General features: G+C 53.0%; 27 protein-coding genes. 13 read left to right on the top strand and 14 right to left on the bottom strand.

Going from position 1 to position 23170, the window contains the following annotated elements:
• Positions 1-23: 23 nt before the first annotated feature.
• Positions 24-1007: a hypothetical protein gene (locus ACO0LG_RS17270; RefSeq protein WP_423028534.1), complete on the bottom strand. Its 984-nt coding sequence runs from the start codon at positions 1005-1007 to the stop codon at positions 24-26.
• 202 nt (positions 1008-1209) lie between these two features.
• Between ACO0LG_RS17270 and ACO0LG_RS17275 the strand changes: the two genes are divergently transcribed.
• From ACO0LG_RS17275 to ACO0LG_RS17300, 6 genes are all read left to right on the top strand, one after another.
• Entirely contained in the window at positions 1210-1353 is a 144-nt protein-coding gene (locus ACO0LG_RS17275; protein ID WP_423028536.1) for a hypothetical protein, read from the top strand.
• A 194-nt stretch (positions 1354-1547) separates the two neighbouring features.
• Positions 1548-1865, top strand: a complete 318-nt coding sequence (locus tag ACO0LG_RS17280; RefSeq protein WP_423028538.1) for an ArsR/SmtB family transcription factor — start codon at positions 1548-1550, stop codon at positions 1863-1865.
• Positions 1866-1867: 2 nt separating this feature from the next.
• The gene (locus ACO0LG_RS17285; RefSeq protein ID WP_423028540.1) at positions 1868-2311 is read left to right on the top strand and encodes an SRPBCC domain-containing protein; all 444 of its coding nucleotides are present in this window, start codon (positions 1868-1870) and stop codon (positions 2309-2311) included.
• Between the two features lie 122 nt (positions 2312-2433).
• Positions 2434-2922: a hypothetical protein gene (locus ACO0LG_RS17290; protein WP_423028542.1), complete on the top strand. Its 489-nt coding sequence runs from the start codon at positions 2434-2436 to the stop codon at positions 2920-2922.
• 83 nt (positions 2923-3005) lie between these two features.
• Positions 3006-3416 (top strand): DUF4259 domain-containing protein, encoded by a 411-nt coding sequence (locus tag ACO0LG_RS17295; RefSeq protein WP_423028544.1) that lies wholly within the window; start codon positions 3006-3008, stop codon positions 3414-3416.
• Positions 3417-3420: 4 nt separating this feature from the next.
• Positions 3421-3909, top strand: coding sequence for a hypothetical protein (locus tag ACO0LG_RS17300; protein ID WP_423028546.1), 489 nt, complete (start codon positions 3421-3423; stop codon positions 3907-3909).
• Positions 3910-4107: 198 nt separating this feature from the next.
• Here the strand turns inward: ACO0LG_RS17300 and ACO0LG_RS17305 are convergent, their stop codons facing one another.
• The 3 genes from ACO0LG_RS17305 to ACO0LG_RS17315 form a co-directional block, all read right to left on the bottom strand.
• Positions 4108-4746 (bottom strand): alanyl-tRNA editing protein, encoded by a 639-nt coding sequence (locus ACO0LG_RS17305; RefSeq protein WP_423028548.1) that lies wholly within the window; start codon positions 4744-4746, stop codon positions 4108-4110.
• Positions 4743-5831: a threonine aldolase family protein gene (locus tag ACO0LG_RS17310; protein WP_423028550.1), complete on the bottom strand. Its 1089-nt coding sequence runs from the start codon at positions 5829-5831 to the stop codon at positions 4743-4745. The genes ACO0LG_RS17305 and ACO0LG_RS17310 overlap by 4 nt, the downstream gene beginning before the upstream one ends.
• Positions 5832-6169: 338 nt before the next feature.
• A complete protein-coding gene (locus ACO0LG_RS17315) occupies positions 6170-6979 on the bottom strand; it encodes an AraC family transcriptional regulator (RefSeq protein ID WP_423028552.1) in 810 nt (269 codons plus the stop codon).
• 321 nt (positions 6980-7300) lie between these two features.
• On the opposite strand from ACO0LG_RS17315, the gene ACO0LG_RS17320 reads away from it, so the two are divergent.
• Together ACO0LG_RS17320 and ACO0LG_RS17325 are read left to right on the top strand one after the other, a co-directional pair.
• The gene (locus tag ACO0LG_RS17320) at positions 7301-7969 is read left to right on the top strand and encodes a hypothetical protein (protein ID WP_423028554.1); all 669 of its coding nucleotides are present in this window, start codon (positions 7301-7303) and stop codon (positions 7967-7969) included.
• On the top strand, positions 7959-8249 hold the full coding sequence (locus ACO0LG_RS17325; protein WP_423028556.1) for a hypothetical protein: 291 nt from the start codon (positions 7959-7961) through the stop codon (positions 8247-8249). The genes ACO0LG_RS17320 and ACO0LG_RS17325 overlap by 11 nt, the downstream gene beginning before the upstream one ends.
• An 88-nt stretch (positions 8250-8337) precedes the next feature.
• Here ACO0LG_RS17325 and ACO0LG_RS17330 read toward each other — a convergent pair whose 3' ends face one another.
• The 4 genes from ACO0LG_RS17330 to ACO0LG_RS17345 all read right to left on the bottom strand — a co-directional run bounded on the left by ACO0LG_RS17330 (position 8338) and on the right by ACO0LG_RS17345 (position 10712).
• Positions 8338-8703 carry a DUF4124 domain-containing protein gene (locus tag ACO0LG_RS17330; RefSeq protein ID WP_423028558.1) on the bottom strand — a complete coding sequence of 122 codons (366 nt, stop codon included), beginning with the start codon at positions 8701-8703 and terminating at the stop codon, positions 8338-8340.
• 116 nt (positions 8704-8819) lie between these two features.
• Positions 8820-9860, bottom strand: coding sequence for a hypothetical protein (locus tag ACO0LG_RS17335; RefSeq protein ID WP_423028560.1), 1041 nt, complete (start codon positions 9858-9860; stop codon positions 8820-8822).
• A gap of 70 nt (positions 9861-9930) precedes the next feature.
• The gene (locus ACO0LG_RS17340) at positions 9931-10194 is read right to left on the bottom strand and encodes a SemiSWEET transporter (protein ID WP_423028562.1); all 264 of its coding nucleotides are present in this window, start codon (positions 10192-10194) and stop codon (positions 9931-9933) included.
• A gap of 8 nt (positions 10195-10202) precedes the next feature.
• On the bottom strand, positions 10203-10712 hold the full coding sequence (locus ACO0LG_RS17345; protein ID WP_162042452.1) for a flavin reductase family protein: 510 nt from the start codon (positions 10710-10712) through the stop codon (positions 10203-10205).
• Positions 10713-10908: 196 nt separating this feature from the next.
• Here ACO0LG_RS17345 and ACO0LG_RS17350 point away from each other — a divergent pair, with 196 nt between their 5' ends.
• The 4 genes from ACO0LG_RS17350 (at position 10909) to ybeY (ending at position 14283) form a co-directional block, all read left to right on the top strand.
• Complete coding sequence (locus ACO0LG_RS17350) at positions 10909-11298, top strand: hypothetical protein (RefSeq protein WP_423028564.1); 390 nt, start codon at positions 10909-10911, stop codon at positions 11296-11298.
• Between the two features lie 81 nt (positions 11299-11379).
• Positions 11380-12720 (top strand): tRNA (N6-isopentenyl adenosine(37)-C2)-methylthiotransferase MiaB, encoded by a 1341-nt coding sequence (gene miaB / locus ACO0LG_RS17355; RefSeq protein ID WP_423028566.1) that lies wholly within the window; start codon positions 11380-11382, stop codon positions 12718-12720.
• Positions 12717-13829, top strand: coding sequence for a PhoH family protein (locus tag ACO0LG_RS17360; RefSeq protein WP_423028753.1), 1113 nt, complete (start codon positions 12717-12719; stop codon positions 13827-13829). Before miaB ends, ACO0LG_RS17360 begins: the two co-directional genes overlap by 4 nt.
• Positions 13813-14283 carry an rRNA maturation RNase YbeY gene (gene ybeY, locus ACO0LG_RS17365; protein WP_423028568.1) on the top strand — a complete coding sequence of 157 codons (471 nt, stop codon included), beginning with the start codon at positions 13813-13815 and terminating at the stop codon, positions 14281-14283. The genes ACO0LG_RS17360 and ybeY overlap by 17 nt, the downstream gene beginning before the upstream one ends.
• A gap of 297 nt (positions 14284-14580) precedes the next feature.
• Here ybeY and ACO0LG_RS17370 read toward each other — a convergent pair whose 3' ends face one another.
• Complete coding sequence (locus ACO0LG_RS17370; RefSeq protein WP_423028570.1) at positions 14581-15333, bottom strand: tetratricopeptide repeat protein; 753 nt, start codon at positions 15331-15333, stop codon at positions 14581-14583.
• Between the two features lie 440 nt (positions 15334-15773).
• Here ACO0LG_RS17370 and ACO0LG_RS17375 point away from each other — a divergent pair, with 440 nt between their 5' ends.
• Complete coding sequence (locus ACO0LG_RS17375; RefSeq protein ID WP_423028572.1) at positions 15774-16670, top strand: ion channel; 897 nt, start codon at positions 15774-15776, stop codon at positions 16668-16670.
• A gap of 1 nt (position 16671) precedes the next feature.
• Here ACO0LG_RS17375 and ACO0LG_RS17380 read toward each other — a convergent pair whose 3' ends face one another.
• The 5 genes from ACO0LG_RS17380 to ACO0LG_RS17400 form a co-directional block, all read right to left on the bottom strand.
• Positions 16672-17028, bottom strand: coding sequence for a DUF1304 domain-containing protein (locus ACO0LG_RS17380; protein ID WP_422953991.1), 357 nt, complete (start codon positions 17026-17028; stop codon positions 16672-16674).
• Positions 17029-17139: 111 nt separating this feature from the next.
• Entirely contained in the window at positions 17140-18210 is a 1071-nt protein-coding gene (locus ACO0LG_RS17385) for an NAD(P)/FAD-dependent oxidoreductase (protein WP_423028574.1), read from the bottom strand.
• Positions 18207-19913 (bottom strand): ferritin-like domain-containing protein, encoded by a 1707-nt coding sequence (locus ACO0LG_RS17390; protein WP_423028576.1) that lies wholly within the window; start codon positions 19911-19913, stop codon positions 18207-18209. Before ACO0LG_RS17390 ends, ACO0LG_RS17385 begins: the two co-directional genes overlap by 4 nt.
• A gap of 10 nt (positions 19914-19923) precedes the next feature.
• Entirely contained in the window at positions 19924-21267 is a 1344-nt protein-coding gene (locus ACO0LG_RS17395) for a radical SAM protein (protein WP_423028578.1), read from the bottom strand.
• The gene (locus ACO0LG_RS17400) at positions 21264-22934 is read right to left on the bottom strand and encodes a hypothetical protein (RefSeq protein WP_423028580.1); all 1671 of its coding nucleotides are present in this window, start codon (positions 22932-22934) and stop codon (positions 21264-21266) included. The genes ACO0LG_RS17395 and ACO0LG_RS17400 overlap by 4 nt, the downstream gene beginning before the upstream one ends.
• Positions 22935-23170 lie beyond the last annotated feature (236 nt).

The raw sequence follows: 23170 nt of genomic DNA on the forward strand, positions 1-23170 counted from the left end.
CAATTATCATTGTCTGCATAGCTCTACGTTTTCCGTAATTGGTTCCACGTAGTTCCAAACGCCCACTTCACGCTCAGTATGCCGCGTTGCATGGCATTGCCCAACATCAGCACTTGCTCGCCTTCTACATTTGTGCCACGTAAAGTTGGGTCGAGGATTTCAAATGCGCGGCCACCCTGGGCAGGGCGATACGGAAAAGCTATTTTCAACTGTAACGGCGATGTGCCGTAAGTATAAAGAATGACTATCACCGCATCGAAACGGCCCTCTTCAATATCAGCGTAACCATTATAAGAAAACACTTGCCATGTTGCACCGTCCGGGTTTTTTTCCAGGCAATCAACTCCATACTGCAAAGCCTGTTCAGGGCTTTCACCTGGCAGGCCAGACATCAGCGCGCACCAGGACATGGGCGCAGTTGAGCGTAGCATCAAGGGTAGCACTGCACCGCCGTCAGCCGCCATCATCATTTGCCATGAGGCAGTGCGCCCCAGGGCCTGCATGCCTGTCCACCAAATGACAGGTGCGTTACGTTCGAGTTGCTGTATCAGGCTAGCGACATAATCTGCCGCCTTTGATTGCTGGCTGTCAGCAAATATCTCTGCCTCTATCCAATCCAGAGGCATAAATGCGACGCCCTGGTCTGGCGCAAGGGCAATCAGCCGGGCAAACGGTTCGTTGGGTAATGGCATGTCAGCCGGTAATTCTTGAAGTGCCGATGCCTTGTCATGCCAATCGATATGTGCGCCAGTACGGCGACGCAGGACTTCAATCACATGATAGGCAATCAGGGCGCAAAAGTTGCGACCTTGTAGTGACCCTTGCATGTCTTCTCGGGATGGCTTTACACGTTCCCGCATGGCTGCAAATAATTGGTCCAGCCGGTGTAAACCCTTGTCTGAATAATCGAGCTGGGTTTGCTGCAAAGCTTTGGCAAATTTCCAGCCACCATCTATTTCGCCGCCGCTGGCATAGGCATCCAAAAAACTCTTGGCTATTTCATTCATGTCGCAATCTTTCTGTGTGTTACCGAGGTGCCCAAGGTAAAAGTATCTGCTGCCTTCGTTTTGGGAACGCCATTTTTTAGATAGATTGTAACGTATCAGTCAAACAGCAAAGATGTTGCCACCCATATTGACAGGATAAGATGAACTGATCAAAACTTAAAAGAATTGCTCTGACCGATGCCCCCAATTTATAATGTGGTCTATGACAATACCTGCTAAAGAATTGAATAAAAAAACACCACAGGCTGCAACCATCTGGCGTGTACTTGAGCAGGGCCTTATTGCTCTTGGTATCGCGATTTTCGTGATACTCAAGCCAGCATTGATGCTGGATATTTTCTTGTAAAAAATTTTACTGTTCGCGGATACCTTCCTATCATCAAGAAAGCCTTGCTTGACATGTAGGCATTTACCTGCATATAATGAATTTATGCAGGTATTTTCCTGCATTTTATTGCATTTCAGCTGCACATGCCTTGTATCCTTGTCCTGGCATCCTTGCATATGAGGCGCAATTAAAATTTCAGGTGCAATACATCAATGACAGAAATAGACAAAGTCTTCAAGGCACTGGCTGACCCCAGTCGTCGCAAATTGCTCGACAGTTTGCATGCCAAAAACGGGCAGACGCTGGGTGCGCTTTGCAATGAGCTGGAGATGGCACGGCAATCGGTGACCCAGCATCTGGGGTTGCTGGAAGAGGCCAATCTAATTTCTGTCGAGCGGCAGGGGAGGGAGAAGCTGCATTACTTCAACCCCGTACCTATCCATGAGATTTATGAGCGATGGATACGCAAGTTTGAACGACCCCATCTTGAGGCCATGCACGACCTCAAAACCAAACTGGAAAGGAAGTGATCATGAACCAAGAGAAGTTTGTCTATGTGACCTATATCGCCACGACAACCGAGAAAGTCTGGCAAGCCCTGATGGACGGTGAATTGACCCGGCAATTCTGGAAAAGCGAAATCGTCTCTGACTGGACACCAGGCTCAAGCTGGCAGCATATTGCCGACGATGGCAAGGCTACGGTAGAACATGTGGGCACGGTGCTCGAATGCATACCCGGCAAGCGGCTGGCTATGACCTGGGTGGGTCCTGCCAATGCGGCAGACCTGGCAAAGCATTCAAAGCTGGCGATCGACATTGACAAGGGTGATCCCAAGTCCGGTGAATTGGTACGCCTGACGGTGACGCATGAAGAGCTCACGCCTGAGGTGCATCGTGGCATCAGCTTTGGCTGGCCGCTGGTGTTATCCAGCCTCAAATCGCTGTTGGAAACCGGACGCGGCATCGACTACTGAACATGCTTTTGTATGTCTGCAGCATAACGCCAGGAATGACCTGATATTGTCTGGTTGACCATCATTCCTGGTCATCGTATGCTACTGCTTGATTGTCAGTTACGCGGGAGCATCCATCTGTCATGCCGGTTACCCCATTTCATTTTGGTCTAGGTGCTGCCCTCAAGGCGGCAGCGCCGCGCCATGTCAGTTTTTTGTCTTTCGCTGCTGTGAATGTATTCATTGATGTGGAGTCTTTGTATAACCTCATGCATGCACGTTTTCCAGTGCATGCTTTCTTCCATACCTATCTTGGTGCGCCTTTGATGGCGGCTTTTACGGTTTTGCTATTCCTGCTGGCACGCTGGTGTGCGCGGCGATGTTATCTCCCCAATTTTTATCACTGGCAGCAACTGACGCTGCTGCAGGTCGGCATTGGCGCCTTGCTTGGTGCCCTGTCTCATGTGGTGTTCGACAGCATCATGCATGCTGACATACGACCTATGCGTCCTTTCAGTAATGAGAATGTCTTGTATGAAATTATTCCTTTAATGCATTTGCATTTGCTGTGTGTTTTTGCTGGGGTGATCGGTTTGATAGGGGTGTATGTGCGGCGGGCGGATGAGGTGTGAATCACCTTGATGCAACTGCATAGTTTATTCAAGGGAGGACAGTGTTGTCCTCCAATTGGTAGTTCAAATTTAAGGGGGATTGTATGGGTGCCTGGGCTGCCGATTCTTTCGGAAACGATACTGCATGTGACTGGGCTTATGCTATTGAAGACTGTCATGACCTGTCACTGGTAGAAGAGACGCTGAACAAGATATTGCAGGAAGGCGATGGTTATATTGATGCTTCTGATGCAGAAGAGGCAATTGCCGCTATCGAAGTGATAGCCAGGTTGCAGGGCAACTGGGGTACGCGCAATGCGTATAGCGAAAGTGTCGATAAATGGGTCAGAAAAACAAAGCTGGTACCGGGCAAGGAGCTGGTCGAGAAGGCTCACAAGGTGGTTGCCAAAATCCTGGGGGATGAGTCTGAACTCAAGGAACTTTGGGCGGATTCAAACCTGTCGAATGAGTGGATAGTGTCGGTGCAGGAGCTGGCGGGGCGAGTGAAGCTCTGATTTTATGGATGAAGATAAAAATAAGAATTTTTTGCTGCTGATTTTTTCTCTCGTCGAGTCAAAGTATGCCTCTGTCGCAGAGATCAACAATCTCGCAAACGCGTTGAGTGAGCTTGAAGTGATGCCCAAATTTTGGCTTACAGAGCTTTCTGCGTGCGAAACTGCAGATGAGGCGCAGGATATTTTACGGGAACAAATGAAGAGGCAGCATGTCGTTTTTGACGAGCGCTATGCGTCGCTTTTACTGGGCTTTTTATATCTGGGTGTTCAGGAAGGAAAAATATCTATAGCAGAGTTTGACGCTGAGCTAGTCGATATCATTGATGGCTATAGTAATCACTTGATGTTGACTATAGAAGATTTTAGTCATGATTTCTCGCCGTTGAATTGCCTGCCAGATCAAAACACTGCGTTTGGTTGTTACCTGATTGATGCAGCAGAAAAATCCAAAACTGCATTTTGTGCGGCGATAAAACCATTGCTGAATACTTGATTTTATTGAGGGCAAGAAAAATATGGTACAGGGATATGCAGATGTCAATGCCAAAGACATCACCCAGAGAGTGAAGCGGCTGGCAAAGGTTGCCCGTGCGCTATAGTGCGCGGCAGGCATCATACGGCTACAGGGGGAGTCCCTGGTGGAGCCGCACAGCTGTTTGCAGTTCATTTTTATAAAAATCTTACCAGATGATCATGCCGGGCCGAGCGCATAGTGGACGGACAATTGCCCCTTTTTTTCCTTGATCCTGGTAATGTTGACATGGCCGATCTGGCCAGTGGACAGCGCGTGCGTGCCTCCGCAAGAGTGGGCTGGCAAGTGGCCAAAACCAATCTGTCGTTGCCCTGCTTGCAGGCTGGTGTGGCGAGGCAGGTCGGCTGTAATCCAGGACTGGATTTGTTGCGCCAGCTCGTCTGCGGGCAAGGCAGAGGTGGCGCCGCCGTTTTCAAAGACTACCCTGGCTTCACCTGGCCAGTGGTGTGCCTTAACGGGGCGCCATCCAGCCAGCTCTCCATAGCAGCCTATCAGATGGCCTGCTGAATGGAGCTGGGTATGCAGCCTGCGTGTTTCTGGACAAACTTCAATCAATGCGCTGCCGACGGTGACTGGGTGCCCGGTAAGATGGATGATCTGTTCGCCAGTTTGAAATACCCGCTTGACCTTGACGCCTGCAATGCAGCCCACATCAGACGGTTGCCCGCCACCTTGTGGATGAAACACGGTGGCTGCCAGAATGATCTCATATTCTCCTTCCTGCGTTGGCGTGCACAGTTGTACTTCCGTGTGCAGGCTGAGCTCATCGCTCTTGAAATAATGGCGCTCTGTCATCATGCAAATTCTCCTTGTTGTTGAGCATGGATATGCTGCATGCTGGTGATTAGTTGATCGACCTCGGCAATCGAGGTCGAAAAGCGGGTGACGAAGCGAGCGACTCCGGGTTCCCAGCGATCATGCAGGTAGGCATAGCCTTCCTTCAATAATGCGGCTGTCATGGCCTGCGGCAAGCGGCAGAAAATGATATTCGATGGCGACTCGCCCAGCAGTTCTACAGAGCTTATTTGTCGCAGACCTTGCGCCAGTCGCTGCCCCATTTGATTGGCATGACGGGCATTGTTGATCCATAAATTGTTCTGCCGATAGGCATTCATTTGGGCCGACAGAAAGCGCATTTTTGAGAAAAGGTGACCGGCACGCTTGCGTCGATATGCCATCTCCCTGGCAAGGTCCTGGTCAAACAGGATGATTGCCTCAGCACCCATGACGCCATTTTTGGTAGCGCCAAATGAGAGTGCACCTACGCCCGCTTTCCAGGTCATTTCTGCAGGTGTGCAAGCCAGCGACACCAGCGCATTGGCAAAACGGGAACCATCCATATGCAAGCGCATGTCGGCGTCCTTGCAAACTTTGCTGATAGCCTGGATTTCATCCACGGCATAGACGCTGCCCATTTCTGTGGCCTGGGTGATGCTGACTGCATGCGGCTGTGTTGCATGTACGTCGCCACGCTTTAGCCTGCTGGCCTTGGCGAGTTTTTCCACGTCGATCTTTGCTGCTAGACCATCTATTGCAAGCAATTTTGCGCCGTTGGTGAAAAACTTAGGTGCACCGCATTCGTCAGTATTGATATGGCTGGACGGATGGCAAAAAATACTCCCCCATGGCGGCGACATGACACTGAGGCACAGGGAGTTTGCTGCCGTGCCAGTTGGCACAAGAAAAACGCTGACGTCGCGCTCGAATAGCTCGCAAAACTGTTGTTCTACACTTGCAGTAAGAGCGTCAGCCCCATAAGGCGTGGTGGGGTCTGCATTGCAAGCGACGAGGGCGTCCAGTATGGCGGGCGAGACGCCGGCGATATTGTCACTGCCAAATGCCTTGCCTGGTGCGCTGGCATTGGCTACTTGTTTGTTTTGCACGATCTATTCTCCTGTCTTTGCCTGGCGTGTTCTCCAATGAAGGCATAATAAGAGCAGGACTGGTGCGGTGGATTGTAAAAAATTGACTATTAGAACTCATTTCATGAATAGGATGAGTGCGAACAAAACGATTTGGGATGCAGTGCAAGACCTCAGGTGCATACTCTGCGCTGCTGAGGCTCCTGCCTTAGCGAGGGGCGAAATGCTGCAATGCGCTCAAATCGTCAGTTTCCGAAGTTTGCCTCATAGCACGCGCTGGACTGCCTCGTCCATAGTTTTACCATTGGCCAGCCCACGTTGTGAGGCAAACGCATCTCACCCTATTGATGAAATGAGTTCTAGTACGAGGACGGTGCGACCCCGTAGGCCTGTCTGAAAGCGCGGTTAAAATGGCTTTGGTCATAAAAGCCCACCAGTTGTGCCACATCGGCGATGGTCTGCGGATTTTTTCCCAGTAATGAACAAGCGTACTCCAGTCGCAGCCTGACTAGCCAGGCGTGGGGTGTCATGCCTATGCTGTGCTTGAATTGACGCAAAAAATGGAATGGGCCGAGGCCACAAATGCCCGCCAACTCATCCAGGCTTATTTTTTGTGAGAGATGCGCCACGCAGTACTCCTTGATGCGCTGGTATTGCCAGGAGGCGAGGCCACCTTTGATGTTCTGCGGCCTTATGGTTTTGGATTGCGTGAAGATAAAATCCAGCAGTGACAGCCAGTCCGACTGTATCGCCAGAGGAGACGCGTCTTTATCCGCATACATGGTGTCATGCAGACGCAGCAGATGGGCGGCCCGTATGGGGTCTTCCAGCATCGTTCCCATCAGAGCCGGTTCACGGTTTGTTCCAGAGAGTTCTTCTGTGACCTGGTTCACGAGGTCAAATGGCAGGCGAAAGGTCTTGAGTGTATAGGCATCACCATCCTCGGCCATGCCATCATGGATTTCGCCCGGTGGCATCAGGACGATGCAACCGTGGCCCAGCAGCACCGAGTTCCCCCGGAATTCCTGGCGTTGCACACCTTCCGTCACCAGGCCGATGTGGTAGTCGAGATGATAATGGCGGTCGAAGTGAAATTCTGAAATCCGGCTAGCACTCAGGACCAGTCCCGGCACCTGTGGAACGCGTTGGTAATGTATCTGATCTTTCATTGTATTAATAAGGCATGCCAATACAGCAACGGCTGGATTGATTAATTGCGTGCTTCAATTTACTTGCACCACACGCAAAGAGAAAATGACGTTACGTGCCAGGTCAGCATACCTCAATTTCACCTTGATGGTTTGGCGGTAGTCGAGTCCTGCTTGAAGCAACAAAAACAAGAATCAAGGACCATGAAGCAAGGATTTCATGTCTGTAAGGCTGGGTGCGCCAGCGTACAGATGATTCTCCGGAATGCGTCTATCTTGTTAATAAGCACCCTCATAGGCTCCCAGACCAATGCGGGTTTTGCAACCAGGATGGAGAGCATCATGACACATATTATTGCCGGACGGCTGCAGCAGCAGGACCAGGTACAGCAGGCTATCCATCAACTGATGGTACTGGGCTTTGCCCCAGGACAAATCAGCTCTTTTTATCTTAACCCGCCGGGGCAGCATGATATGTATCCACTTGGCGGTGACCGGGATGAGTCTCCAGGTGCAACCAAGGCGGGCAATGGCGCTGTCAGTGGTGCTGCTGCTGGTGGGGCGGTTGGTGCTGCAGTGGGTTTGATCGGTGCGCCGGTGACAGGACCTGTGAGTACCGCATTGGGTGCGCTGGTTGGCGCGCATGTGGGTGCGCTGATAGGCAGCTTGTCGCAAATGAAGGACAAGGGTGAAACGACAGATGATGACGCTGAAAATGCTGCAACCGTCCGACGCTCCGGCATGATGGTTGCAGTGAGCGTCAACGAGCCCGAGACTGAACAGCGTGTCATCAGGCTCTTGACAGACCTGGGGGCAGACCAGATTGAGCTGGGCGAAGGCACCATCAGCAAAGGTGACTGGACAGATTTTGATCCGCGTGTACCACCGAATCTTATCCCTGGCGGTTTGCCATCGACGAATTCGGTGGCTGCTGCAGTTGCTGGCTCAGCCAGTACGCCTACTGTTGAGCAGCAGGCGGCTGATCAGGGAGTGGCTGGCCGTGAACTCTAAACAAGTGAATCTGGACAATAAAAATCGCAAGCAGAATAATGCTGATGAAGCTACCCATCAGATTGCTGATGGCTCTGATAAGGCCGCAAAGGTCAACAATAACGAAGCCCTGCTGCCACACGAGCGTGATCAAACGATCGATGACAGTACTAAGCCACGCAAAGTCATGAAGCAGGCATTAACTGACTTGCAGGATGGTAAGGTCGATACTGACATGCATGGTGCACGGGGTGTTGAATCGGTTGTAAAGCCAGCGACGACAACTGCTACCAAGACTTAGTCAGGGGCGCTAAAAAAGTCCCGCACTGTTAGCTGGGACTTTTTTAGCATAATTGATTTTGCAGGTTCTAGCCTCGTCACACCCTCGTCTATCTGTTGTCAAGTTTCGATGGACGGTCAGAATATGTGGTGAGTCTTTGGTACTTCACACCAGGTGGCAGTGGTGTCGTGATGAAGTTATGGATCAGTCTTTCATTGTCTGCCCGTCTTTCACGCTCGGCATGGCGCTTGTTAAAGGCTTCATTCTGTGCTGCCCAGTTGGTTTCCTGTACTTTTTCCGAGCCTACATATTTTTGATTGGTCTTGACCGATTTTTCCTTGACGCTGGACTTGGGACAGACATTGTCTGTAAAAGTCACACGGCCATCACTATCAACGCATCTTTGCACTTGTGCTGATGCGCTGTTTGCCAGTGCCATCACAATGGCGGCAGATAAAATAGGTGAGAGTTTCATGCAGGATGCCTCAGGTTCCGAGTCTTGATCAAGGCCCAAGCTTCTCACATCCTGGCTTTGGATTCAAGCAATCGCCAATATATCAATCAATCTGCTGTTTTTGCCAGATCTAACTGTTATTGCTGTTGCTGTTGCTGATGACGCTGCTCCGCACGGTTTTTCATGAGGCCGAGAATGGATTGATGAAAATCGTTGAGCACCATCTTGCCCCACAGGTCACCATAGGTCTTGAGTTGTGACTTGTTAATGAAGCGGGTGCTCAGGCGCAGTTCTGTACCGCCATCTTTTGCCTTCAGGTCGTAGCCGCCATCAATGACATCGAAATATTCACCTCCCATTTCCACATGCCTGTCGAGTACATACTTGGGGATGCCACCGGGCAGGATATCAAAGCGGTAATGCATGGTGCCGGGTTTTTTCCAGGTGGTGATGATTTCTTCAAAGCGCACATCTTTTTCCCAGCGCGAAGTTCTTACTGCACCGACACCAGTGCCCGTAAAGTCTGCAGCGATGGGTTTTGGCAAACCTATCAGGTGTACGAAGGAAAAGCCGAGTTCATCGGGCTGGATGTTTTGCACTGAGGCCAGTTGGTCAAACACTTCTTCTGGGCTGGCCTGTATCTGTATGACAGAGCTGACCAGTTGCTCGCTTTGCACTGGCGGCAAGCTGGCCTCTACCGGGCCTAGCAGGAGTGGCAGCAGAGCAAAAGAATACAGGCTGATTTTGGATGCGCGAAAGCGGTTGTGGATGGCACCTGCAATCAGGCCGCCTATCAGGGCCGCCACCACAAAGACCGGGAAGACCAGCACCAGGCAAACCATGCCCTCCAGCAGGAAAACGAACATGGCGAGCAAAAAGGCCATCATTGACATGAAGGACACCATGACTTGCATGCCCACATGAATATGGGATTTACCCGCCGCCAGCACGACCGCAATTGCGCCGACGCTGAAAGGAGCGAGGATCAAAAAGGCGGTAGAAACAATTTGCAACCACGCATGCAGGGACTTGTGTTCAAAGCCTACCCGCAGCAGCAAGCCATAGATGACACCTGCCGCAACGGCGGCAAACAGGCGCATTCTGGGCCTGGCAGCAGCCGGGATTTTATGGATCCTCGTTATCGTTGCTTTTAACGTCGCCTGTATTATTGTCATCATTGTTGCCATCAGACATGCTGTCCTCCTGGATGTGTATATGCGGCAGGGCGCGAAGCCAGGTGCTGGAAATCTATTGATAGACCAGCTTCATCACGAGGATAAACATAGCCAGCATGAGCGTGATCATATTGGCGATGATGATGGGCAGGGCGCTGAGCATGAGGCCATACACTAGCCATAGCGTGATGCCAAGGACGAGGATGATGTACATGCCCAGGGAGACACCTTCCGCCCGTTTGCGCCGCCAGGTCAGCCAGGCCTGGGGTACAAAGGTGGTCGTCGTCAGGCAGGCGGCAAAGTAGCCGACCAGGTCGGCAGGCAAAATGCTGATCATGGATGTATCTATTCTTTGGTGGGGCGCAGGAACTGGCCTGAATGAAACACCAGCGGTGCCTGTTTGGTGAATTCACAATGCTCGACTTCGCCGACGAAAATGACATGGTCACCCTCGGGGTAGCGGCTGCGGTTATGGCATTCAAACCAGGCCGAGGCACCAGTCAGGATAGGGTGACCAGTGCGTGACAGGGTGTAATCAACACCTGCAAAACGATCAGTCTTGCGGCTGGCAAATTGCTCGGCCAGCCATGCTTGTTCGGCAGACAGGATATTGACTACATAGTGAGAATTACCGCTAAACACGGGCAGGCTGTTGGCGGCTGTGCCCAGGCTCCAGAGTATCAGGGGCGGGTCCAGCGAGACAGAATTGAAGGAGGATGCGGTCAAACCCAGGAACTGGCCATCTGCCAGACGGGTGGTGATGACAGTGACGCCAGTGGCAAATTGCGACAGGGCATCCCGGAAATGGCGGGTATCAAATTCTCGCTTTTCAGAGCGGGGTGAGCGGGTGTGCATGGGTTTCCATCGTTCTTTTTTTGCCATTATCACAGATTTTGGGCCATTTTGGCTTGTTGCGGCTGCAAGTGCTGCTATGCTGCAATAGGAAGTGTGGCGCTGACTGTGTTAAACTTGCAGGCTTGCCGGTTTCCCGAGGTTTTGACCTAAGTAGTTGATTCCTTTGAATTTAATCCCCACCAAGAGGTGACGAGTTATGCCTATGCTGCTGGCTTTACGCCGTGTAATGATGATGTTCATGCTGGTCTTGCTGGCAATGACGAGTTTGCAAGGTTTTGCACAAATACCGGATGAACGTAATTTTCCGGAGAATACCAAGCGTGGCGTATTGAATATGTCGCAATATCCCGATGTGCTGATTGATGGCAAAGCCAGGAATACGGCACCGGGTTTGCGTATTTATGATGACCAGAACCTGTTTATCTCGCCTACGCAAATTACCGGCAATTATGTCATCATCAATTATCTGGAAGATAATTTTGGTGACGTTGCCAAAATCTGGGTATTGACCGAGATTGAACGTAAAAAGGTATTACCAGTTGCCAAGGAATGGGTGCCTCAAATTTTTAAAAATACGAACATGTGATGTAGCGCTGGCTCAGGGGGAGTAGTGCAAGGCAGCATGGACGATGTCAGTCCCTTGAGTAGGTAGAGCTTGTAGAAAATTATGCAAAAAAAAGTATTTATTAAAACCTTCGGTTGCCAGATGAACGAGTATGACTCGGACAAGATGGCCGATATTCTCAATGCCAATGACGGCATGGTGAAAACCGATAATCCCGACGATGCCGACGTGATCTTGCTCAACACTTGCAGTGTGCGTGAAAAAGCATCCGAGAAAGTATTTTCTGACCTCGGTCGCCTGCGTGAACTCAAACGCAAAAAACCTGAATTGCTGATTGGTGTCGGCGGTTGCGTGGCCTCGCAAGAAGGCGATGCCATCATCAAGCGCGCGCCTTATGTGGATGTGGTCTTTGGCCCGCAAACCCTGCACCGTTTGCCGCAGTTGATCGATGCGCGCCGTACTTCTGGCCGCTCGCAAGTCGATATCAGTTTCCCTGAAATTGAAAAGTTTGACCACATGCCGCCAGCCCGTGTTGAGGGTGCCAGTGCCTATGTGTCCATCATGGAAGGTTGCAGCAAGTATTGCAGTTATTGCGTCGTGCCCTATACCCGTGGCGAAGAAGTCTCGCGCCCGTTTGATGATGTGCTGGCAGAAGTTGCTGGCCTGGCTGAACAGGGCGTCAAGGAAATCTCTCTGCTGGGACAAAACGTGAATGCCTACCGTGGCGTTATGGAAGATGGCGAGATCGCCGACTTTGCTTTGCTGATCGAATACATCGCCGAGTTCCCGCAGATAGAACGCATACGCTTTGTCACCAGCCACCCCAAAGAATTCACCCAGCGCCTGATCGACTGTTATGCCAAGGTACCCAAGCTGGTCAATCATCTGTACCTGCCTGCCCAGCATGGCTCTGACCGTATTTTGTCGGCGATGAAGCGCGGCTACACCGCGATAGAATACAAATCCGTCCTGCGTCGTTTGCGACTGGTGCGCCCGGATATTTCTGTGTCGTCTGATTTTATCGTCGGCTTCCCCGGTGAGACTGATGACGATTTTGATGCACTGATGAAGCTTATCAATGACATTGGTTTTGATAACAGCTTCAGCTTTATCTTCAGCCCCCGCCCAGGTACGCCAGCGGCGAATCTGACTGACGATACCCCGGCAGAACTCAAATTGCGCCGTCTGCAGCATTTGCAGTCGGTGATTGATGCCAATACCAAGAAATACAGCAATGCCATGATAGGTACGGTGCAGCGCATCCTGGTAGAAGGCCCGTCGGTCAAGGACCCGAATGAATTGCAGGGCCGCACTGAGAATAACCGCGTTGTCAATTTCGCGGGCTCCAAAGACCTGGTCGGTACGCTGGTGAATACCCGCATTACCGAATCCTATAATTATTCCTTACGCGGCGAACTCGTCGAAGAGGCAGTGACAGCATAATGGCAAAAACACCCGTGCCGGTAGCACACTTCATCCCTCAACCCATTGACAACACCCGCCTTGCACATCTGTGCGGGCCACTGGATGAGAACCTGCGGCAGATTTCGTCGGCACTGGATGTGACTATATTCCGCCGTGGTGAAAAATTTATCGTCAGCGGCCACAATGCTGAAAAAGCGATAGAGATACTTGAGCATTTCTATGGTCTGGCGAAAAAAATCATCACCATCGATGAAGTGCAACTGGCCCTGGTAGAGCAACGCGCCAGCAAGAGCCTCAAAAAAGGCAAGGTCGGCAAAGATCAGGAAGATGTTATTCCTGCCGACGCCGTCGCGGTAGATGCACCCCTGCCGGAAGATGCCGACATAGAAAGCCCGATGCTCAAAACCCGCCGCAGTGATTTGCGCGGGCGCACGCCGCATCAGAATCATTACATCAAGACCATACTCGAGCACGACATCAGCTTTGGCATAGGCCCGGCTGGTACAGGTAAAACCTATCTGGCCGTAGCTTGCGCCGTGGATGCGCTGGAGCGTGATGCCGTCAAGCGTATCGTGCTGACCCGTCCGGCGGTAGAAGCGGGCGAACGCCTGGGTTTCTTGCCGGGTGACCTCGCTCAAAAGGTCGATCCGTATCTACGCCCGCTGTATGACGCGCTGTATGATTTGCTGGGTTTTGACCGCACGCAAAAAATGTTTGAAAAACAGGTCATCGAGATTGCCCCGCTGGCGTATATGCGTGGCCGCACCTTGAATCATGCTTTTGTCATTCTCGATGAAGCGCAAAACACCACGCCAGAACAGATGAAAATGTTCCTCACGCGCATAGGCTTTGGCAGCAAGGCGGTGATTACCGGTGACCCTACCCAGATAGATTTGCAGCGTAATGTCAAGAGCGGCCTCATTGATGCTGGTCAGGTGCTTGATGGTGTGCGCGGCATAGGTTTTACCCATTTTGGCAGCGTCGATGTGGTACGTCACCCGCTGGTGGCACGCATTGTCGATGCGTATGAAACCGCCAGTGCCAATACCACGGCCAATAATGCTGCCATCGGCATGTTAAAACCAGCAACACCCTTGAGTACTGCCCATCATGGTCGCAAAAAGTAAAAAAGAATCACAACATAAGCTGACGTTGTCGGTGCAATACGCCGACAAGCGCCTGCAAGACTTGCTAACCCGCCCACTGATACGCAAAACCGTGCAGGCGGCGCTGTTTTTTCCGGCAGAAATCACCTTGCGTTTTGTTGATGCTGAAGAGGGCAGGCTGCTCAACCATGACTATCGCGGCAAGGACTACGCCACCAATGTGCTGACCTTTGCCTATACCGAGGATGAAGATGCCGAGGTGACCCAGGCTGACATTATCCTGTGTACCGATGTGCTGGAGAAGGAAGCGGCCGAGCAAAAGAAAACCGTGCTTGAACATGCGCAGCATCTGATCGTCCACGGCGTCTTGCATGCCCAAGGGTATGATCATGAAGAGGATGATGAGGCTGAGGAGATGGAAGCGCTGGAGATAGAGATATTGGAGGGGATGGGGTTGGAGAATCCTTACCAATAGGACTTGCGCAAAATTGGCATTGACTGTTTTTGCGTCAGCTACGCTTGGATAGCAATGAGCGCAAGCCATGCAATGCACCCTAAGCCGTCATTCCCGCTTGCTGTTAGCGGGAATCCATCGTTGATCAACCACGCAGGCAGTAAAACGGGTAAGGCCGATAAGGTATGGATACCCGCCTGCGCGGGTATGATAGTTTTTAGAGTATCCCTTGCACCAAAATCATCGCCCCCTCAACCAATCCCACCGCAGGATGTTAGAATATGAGAGCCACCCCAGCTATGCAGCAACTCATTACGTTTAACGTTTAGACTCATTGATTGCGTCTGCAGGCTTGGCCACTTCGCGACGAACATTAGTTTTGACGGTAATTGTCGTAACAGTCGACCTTGCCTTATTTTCCATTTCAACTGCCTTTTCCTTCTGGCCGGTCTTGCGGTAGAGAAGGGCGCAGTAGGTGAACAGGTTCTGGTAATCAGTGCCTATCGTATTGGATGCAGATCGGCTTATTTTGATAGCGCGCTCCAACACTTGCGATGCCTGCTCCGTCTTGTTTTGTGCGAGTAAAGCTGCGCCCCATTCTCCGAGCGGCCCAATAAGTTCCGGTGTGTCAACGCCAAATTCACGCTCGACTAATTCGACCGCCTGTGCTGCTGATGTTTCTGCTTGCGCAGGGTCGCCTGCCAAGGTCAAAATTTCTGCAAGCTGCGTCAGGCTAAACGCCTTGAATTTCACATCAGCTGAGGGCGATACCATGGCAATATCGATGACTCGGCGGGCGTATTTTTGTGCCCCAGCCCACTGGTTCAAATGTTGATGCGCCATCGCCAACTGCGAGAGAATATGAGCAAGCCTTAGCTGCGGGAAATCCGGATCGTGTTCAGCCAGCGTTAATGCCCGCTGGGCGAGTTCCTTTGCTTTTACGTATTGCTTCGCTCCAGATGCCAAACTTGACTGGAAGCTAAGCTCATCAATTTTGGTGGTATCTGCTGCCGAGGCTTCATTGAAGGCGAGTAGCAGGGCAAAAAAGAAAGGGAGCGTTTTGTTCAACATGATGTGCCGCATTAATTTTAAAGTGGGAAATTTAACTCTTCATATGCATAACGATGTGCTGCCAACGTCAATTTTTATCGTAGTGCAGGTGCTGAGCTCTTCAGTACTCACATTCTAACATTGTCATTCATGCATTAGCACCTGTTCGGGATCTTTTGCGCGGGTATGAGGAATCGGGAAGCACGGTAAGCTGTAAGCTTTTGGGGCGGTTTTGCGTAAGTCCTAAGCAATAAGTCTGTACCTGGCAGGTTGAAAAATTTTCGCTAATTTATTGCATTACTCCTTCAGTGATCAGCAAATGCCACTGGCGTACCAGCAGCGTTCGTCGCGTAACAATAATTCGTCGCCATGCCGCCGAATTTCAACGACAATGTCAGCTTCACAAAAAAATATCCTTCCTGAACCTCTTCCGGTTCTGCAATTACCAGAAAGCCCCCAACATGACTTCACAAAAACCGCATGGCCGCAGTATCAGCATGGGTGGCCGTTCTGTCGTTGCCTATGGTTTGCGCACGCAGTTCTGGCAAGATATTTATTACTATGCAATGACCTCAAGCTGGCCGGTGTTTTTTGCTGGTGTGGGTGTGGTGTTCCTGGTATTGAACCTGTGCTTTGCCTCGTTGTTCATGCTGGGAGATAACCCCATAGGCAATCTGCATCCTAACAGTTTTCTGGGGGCGTTTTTCTTTAGTGTGGAAACGCTGGCGACTGTGGGTTATGGCGACATGCACCCGCAGACTATCTACGGGCACAGCATCGCCACGCTGGAGATTTTTATCGGCATGGCCAGTGTGGCCTTGATTACCGGCGTCATGTTTGCGCGTTTTTCGCGCCCGCGTTCCAGCATTATTTTTGCCCATCATCCTGTCAGTCACATCATGGATGGCAAACGGGTCTTGCTGATACGTCTGGCTAATGCGCGCATGAATATCATCAGCGAGGCGACCGCCAAACTACGCCTGATGCGGGATGAAAGCACGGCCAATATGGGCAGTTTTCGCAAGATCACCGACATGAAGCTGGAGCGTGAGCAGCACCCCATCTTCATTCTGGGCTGGACGGTCATCCATGTCATTGATGAAAGCAGCCCCTTGTTTGGGATGGATGCAGAAGCCCTGCATGCGTGCAGGGCTTCGCTGATACTGAGCATAGAAGGGGTCGATGACACCACCAACCAGCCGCAAAGGGCGCGTCACTATTACCCTTGCAGCCAAATACACTGGAACCATCGCTATGTCGATGTGTTTGAAAACAACCGCGATTCAGACAATGTCCAGCACATCCACTATACCCGCTTCCATGACTCGGAAGAGATCGTCGATGTGCTGCAAACCTGATTTAGAAGTGCAACAGCACTAAAGCCAGCAAGGCTGGTGCTGCCTGTATGTAGAGGATGCGGCGGCTGACAGAATATGCACCATAGGCACCGGCCACGATGACGCAGGTCAGGAAGAAAATCTTCACATGAAAACCTTCATGGCCGCCCATTAGCAAACCCCAGACCAGGCCAGCGGCCAGAAAGCCATTGTATAAACCCTGGTTGGCGGCTAGCACCTTGGTGATCTCTGCCTTCTCGGGCGTGTTCTTGAACGTACGCAAACCCATGGGCTTATCCCACAGGAACATTTCCAGCACCAGGAAGTAGATATGCAGGGCGGCGACGATGCCGGTCAGTATGTTGGCGATGAGGTACACGGTGACTCCTTTTTGTTGATGTTATCAATGTTGTAGAGATTGTTTTCCATGCCCTGATACTAGTTGATCCCCGGCTATTTAAACAGTGTTGAAACTGACAGTCTTGGCGGTTTATGTGCGTGCCCGCATAATAAATTGCGCATAGTCTTGCCAGGCAGCCTCCATGCCATACAGGCAGCTCCTGATCTGGATCAGCAATGCCGTGGCATGCAGTTGCCGTTGTTGTTTTTGCCTTTGCTGAAAATTTGCCCTGGCCTGTGGCGTGCCCAGGTCTGCTACACACAGTGCTTCTGACAAGCCGCAGGACAAACCCTGGGATGACAGGATGTCACGCGCCAACGCCGCATCACCGATCAGCACGCTGCGGGCAGACGCCGCCCATTGCAGCGACACAGGGCGGGCCATGCCGCTATGAAACTCTGTCAACTGAGGCAAGCCTTGCAGTACCCACTCAGCCTGTGTGTCCTGCAAGAGTTTCTGCAATTCTTTTGCGCTGCCTTTGACTGCCTTGCCGCGCCCGACAAAAACCACATTCTGTACCTCGGGGGTAGCCAGGCTATACACATAACCCTCGGGCAGCGCTGCCAGCTTGAAGTGAGGCTGGAAATGAGATCGGACGGGGTTTGGGTGCCGTGTGTTGTTAGCCAGTGTGTACAGGCGGGCTACCCAGGGTTGCTGTGATTTGTCTATGCTGCTGGCGGTCCTGGCGGCGCGGCCACTCGCATCAATCAACAGGTCGGCGTGCCAGTTGTTAGGATTGTCGCCATTGATACTATCGACACCGACATCATGCAATTGCAGGCTTTGCTCGCCCAGATGCAGGTGGATACGAGGCTCTTGTAATAACTTTTGCCACAGGGCTTGCTCCAGCGCCGGGCGGTGGATGTGTACGGTCCTGGGTGTGGGCACCGACATGCAGCTCTGGCTATCCCACTGTATCTGCCTGACAGCATGCGTCTGCCCGGCTCCGATCAGGTGGGGATGGATGCCATATTCCAGCAGCAATGCCAGCATGCTGACAGGGACAGCCTCAATGCGGTAGCCGCCACCTTCAGCATCAATACTGGCGGGTGGGTCTGCCGCCAGCAGCAATACCGGGCCATGCCCTTGCCTTGCTGCGTGCAAGGCAGCAAGTATGCCCACCGGGCCATTGCCCAGCACGGCAATGCGGTAACGCTTCATAAGCCGGGCGGCAGGGCAATAGGGGCAAAGCGGGCATCGTTGATGGTATCAAAAGACAGTAGGAAACCCGCGTTGATCACCGCCCTGGCGGCACTGCCAAAACCACTGGCGGCCACCATGTCGCCACGCGCAGCGTTGATATCCACTGCGCCCTGCGGCATGCCTGCCTGGTAACCGGCATACAGTTTTTCCAGCAGATTGCGGTAAGCTTTTTGCAGTGCCTGGTAGCTGCTGTTGCTGGCCGGTGCCTGTACCAAATTCTGGTGTAGATAATGGCGCGGCTGGAAACCTTGCAGCCATACCTGCATGTTCTCAAAGGTTTCAAAATGGTCCTGCCCCTCGGCCATGATGTAACGTATGCTTTGGCAGTTTGCATCGCTGCCAAAGCCAGGCTGGCGCAGGGTGGCATAGATGCGTGCATATAATTCGTCTGCACCTCTGTTGGCCTGCTCAAGCGCCAGGAAATCCAGAATGGCTTGCGGGTCGAGTATTCTCGCACGTACCTGGCGCTGATTGCCAGCGGCATCAGGGATCGTTTTGGCGACTTGCAGGGCTGGTGTGTAGGCCGGGCCGTTCAGCGATTGCAGCACATTATTGACAGCCCGCAGGTGGCGCATTTCTCCATAGGCGATGCGCATGAGTTCCGCAAAGCTGGCTGTGACCCGGTTGCGCAAGCTGCCTGCTGCCAGGCTGGCCGGGCTTCGCAGCGAATATGCCGCTGACAGGTATTCCTGTATTGCGGCCAGTTCCAGCCCGGCAGCATAGCGCAGGTATAGTTGTAATTCTTCCCGTGATGCCAGTGGAACGGCAGTGAACTTGCCGGGCTTGTAGGGGCGTATGGTTTCGCGGCCTTCCAGCACAAAGTTCAGGCTTTGCCACTGATGGTTGATCGCATAATGGCCCAGTTCTTCGGGGGTATTTGTAGTGGCGGGTGAGGGGGGTGTGCTGCCTATGCTGCGGTCCAGCCTTTCCCACGGTACTGGCGCCAGCCAGGGCACACCGGGCTCGCTGGCATCTGGGGTCGGCGGCTGGGCAATGTCGGGATGATTGCTGGCCCAGTAAAAGCAGCCACAATCGCGAAAATTATGGGTCCAGGGGCTGCACAGGGATTGCGTGAGTTCACCGGGTTCAAACATGGCGGCCAGGCTGCCTGTGCCACTCAGGTAGGCTGAGCGCCTGCCTTCCAGGCTGATGTTGCGGGTGCCTGACCGTATCGTCAGGCTGATGGCCGTATTTTCTGGCAGCAGACGTATTGCGGTCCAGGCATCCGGGGGCGCAATGCTCTCGCTGGCATTGCGTGGCGGGCTCAGCGTGGCGATGTTCAGGTCATGATGGCCAAACGGCCCAAAATTACCGCTGATCCTGCTAATGATGCAGGGCTTATTCTGGCTGATGCCCAAGGCCAGGTCGCGGTATTTTTGCGCGACTGCATCGGGTAGCGTGGCAGCCGCGACTCCCGTGCTATCGACAGCTACGATGCGTATTTCTGTGTCGGCAATATCGACTTCAAGGAAGGGGAAAAAACGTCTTTCGAGATTGCGTAAATCAGCTTCCAGGCCCGGGTAGCAATTGCCTACGCCGGACTCGAGCCGGGTAGAGACGGGATTGCCGGCAACCGGTGTAATGGCGCTGGCAGCTGTCTGCGCGCGGCGCAGGGCAGCAGCATTGCGGGGGACCAGTTTGATGATATCCGGAAGGCTCATTGTAGATTCCTTATGTTCCTGGTGATGCTGGCGTGCTGGCACGCGAAGTTGGCAGGCAATGGGTAAAATAATCCGGCCTGGCCTGGCTGAGTTCGCAATACGACTGCAAACAGAAAGTCAGCCAGTGACGGATGAAATCGCAAGAGGCCTGGCTGCGGCTGGCTTTTTCCTGGTGGCAGCCGCCTGAACACAGGTAACGTGCCCAGCAAGTGTGGCAATCGATCTGGGCATGGACGTGGCGGTCCTGTAAAAATTGCAGGCGTTTGGGCGCGTCCAGCGTGTGCCTGTCACCCAGCTTGTAATCATGATTGCCAATCGCACGGTGGGAGGCATACCAGTCACCATCGCTGGCAACAGAAAAATAACCACCGCCTGCACCGCATGGGTAAGGGCTGCTGGCACCCACATGCAATTGCTTCAATGCTGTGGCGAAATTACTCAGGCGTATCTGCTGCCCCTGCAAGGCACCTTGCAATTCGCGGCTGGTCAGGCTGACCATCGCTTGTTCATATACTGGCCAGTCGTGCTCCTGCAATGCCAATGCCGATCCGCTGCGCAAGGGTGAGAAACCAATGTCCTGAAAGCCTAGCGCAGCAATGGCATCAAACTGCTGGGCCAGGTCAAGCGAGAGGCTGTGGGCCGTTGCGCGAGCCGCGAGTTTACACATGCCGGGTTGGTCGAGCAAAGGCTGGCAATGTTCGATTACGGCAGCAAATGAATCGCGCTTGCCGTTGAGCATAGGGCGCTGGCGGTTCTGGACAACGCTGCCGCCATCAATGCTGACGGTGACTGCAAAGCGATGTTGCCGCAATAGCTCGTGGTCTTCTGGCCGCAACAAGGTGCCATTGGTGGTGACGGAATAGCGCAAGTCCAGGTGACGCTGTTGTGCCTGCGCAGCACTGTAGTGCACGCACTGACGTATCAGGGCGCGGTTGACAAAGGGTTCGCCACCTATGAAGCCCAGGGTCAGCGGCGCTTGTGGATTGGCGGCTGCCAGCAGGCGGTCTATGCTGTTGCGTGCCTGTTCCCAGTCCATGCCCTTGCTTTGCTTGCCCTCAAAATCACCCTGGCTGGCATAGCAATAGCTGCAACCGAGGTTGCAACTGGAACTGACATTCAGTGACAGGCTTTGTACAGTAGGCAGGCTCAGTGCGTCGAGGCTGACTTCATTGTCCAGAGTGCGCTCCAGCATCTGGCTGAGGGCGTGATCGAGATTGGCATCCAAATCAGCTACCTGTTCTGGCAGGTCATAGATCTGGCTGTGCTGTACCACCAGCAAATGCTGACCCAGGCTGGACCGGAAGCGATAACTGCCAGGAGCCTGCGCCGCAGACGGGAGCGGTAACAGACTCATGGCTGGCCACCGGGCGCAGAAGTGCCCATGCCAGCGAGGATTTCATCCAGCCTTTCATCCGCCCGCCTGGCGACGATGGCAGAACGACCCAGCGGCGAGGTAACGGGGGTCTGGACAATGTCATCTACCCAGCTCATCAACAGATCATATTGCCAGGTACTCAACGTCAGCGGCAGGGCATTGGAGTTGCGCATCAGTGGCGGCATTTGCATGCTGGTGGCATTGGCCGTTTCTGGTGATCTCAGGTGAAAACTCTGGCGTATCAGTTGTTTCAGCCGGGTGGGGTGCAACTGTACAAAATCATGCAGGGCCTGCAAGTCAGACAGGTAGCGGTGGCGCGAGCGTGCATGGCTGGTCAGTGGCAGGGGATCATCGGTATTGCCATTGGATAACGCAAAATCGGGATTACGCAAAGGGTCACTGGCACCAAATGCCCTGAGTGGCAGGCGCATGCTTTCACCGGGGATGGGCTGGGGACGCCGTGCACCGGCGGGCAAGCGCATGGCCCGTAGCTCGCGGTAGTAATCAATGTTGAGCAGGCTCAGGGTTTCATAGGCTCGTTCGAACAGGTCTTCTACCCAGCGCTCGCGCTCGGCTGTGCTCATGGCGGCATTACGCTGGGCGATGTCGGCACTGCGGTCATTGATTTCATCTGCCATGGACAGGAAAGGCCGGCGGTCCGGGGCAAAGTCAGGTGGGGCGACAAAGATATTGGCCGTGGCGCTGATGGTTCGCCCCGCCGCGCCAGGGAAGCGCAAAGTGGCTTTGACCCTGGCTTCGCAGGTATCATCGATCACACCTAATGACAGCTCATCATTGGCATCATTGTCGTTGCCATCATCTGCGCCATCATAGGTGTCCCAGGGGCTGACGATAGATGCCTGCGTACCCGTGGTACCGCGCCAGCCGGCATCAGGATTGAGGAAGTTGAACGGTTCCAGTACCGGTGGTGCCGGAGCACCCGTGGGTGGCTGGTGATCCTGGCTGGTATCTGGCGGGCCATACACGCGACCCCGCGCCGGGGTAAAGCGAAAGCGCAATATTTCTACATTGACTGCCGCCAGCCAGGGTTGGCCATTGCTGGGGCCAATGTTGGGCTGGGGTTTGCTGAGCAAGAACTGTATGCTGCCAAGCGGGATATTGCGCCCCGCCGGTATCATGGGGTTGGCGGCTGCGGGCGGGCTGACAGCCAGCAGAGGGATGTTGGCATGATTGTCTGCCTTTACTACTACAGATGGATAGGTGCCAAAGCGTAACAGCGGGTTGGAGGCGCGCCGGGCCGCCTTGTGGTTTTGCGCATTCACTTCCAGCGACAAGTTGGCAAGCGGTATCTTGAAGCGCTTCAACAGGGCTGGGGTCAGCGGCGCATCTGCCCAGCTGCTTTCTGCCGAGCCGGGTTCGCCCATTCTTGCCCAGATTTCAAAGAAGGGCGCAACGGGCCTGATCAGTTCTCCATCACGCAGGCTGATTTCAGTCGGCATATACGGCTCGACCGAACTGTCAGGCAAGATGCGCAGTGACCAGTCTGGGGTAATGACCGTTTCTGCATTGGCGCGCGGTGCTGGATTTTGTATCCACTGGAAAGCCTCTTGCGGCGTACTACTGCCACCCAGGCGGGCAATTGCCATGGGTGGATTGATAAAGATGGCCTGGATGATTGCTGACATGGATGCTCTCCATTGGTAATTTGCTGTTGCTGCATCTACTGCTTCTGCCGCTTCTATTACTGCTGTTATTTCAATGTCAGTGCAATTACCAGCGCCAGTGCTAGTGCCAATGTTTGCAGGATGGGCTGTTTTTTTGCAGGCGCGGATGGCGTTAGCACTTCTGCCTTAGGTCTGCGCTTTGTCAGCCATCAGCATAAGTTGTCGAAAAACCAAAGGCAATTGTTTTTTTAATCTTT

It is taken from the genome of Undibacterium sp. Ji42W (assembly GCF_049340405.1).
Lineage (GTDB): Bacteria > Pseudomonadota > Gammaproteobacteria > Burkholderiales > Burkholderiaceae_D > Undibacterium.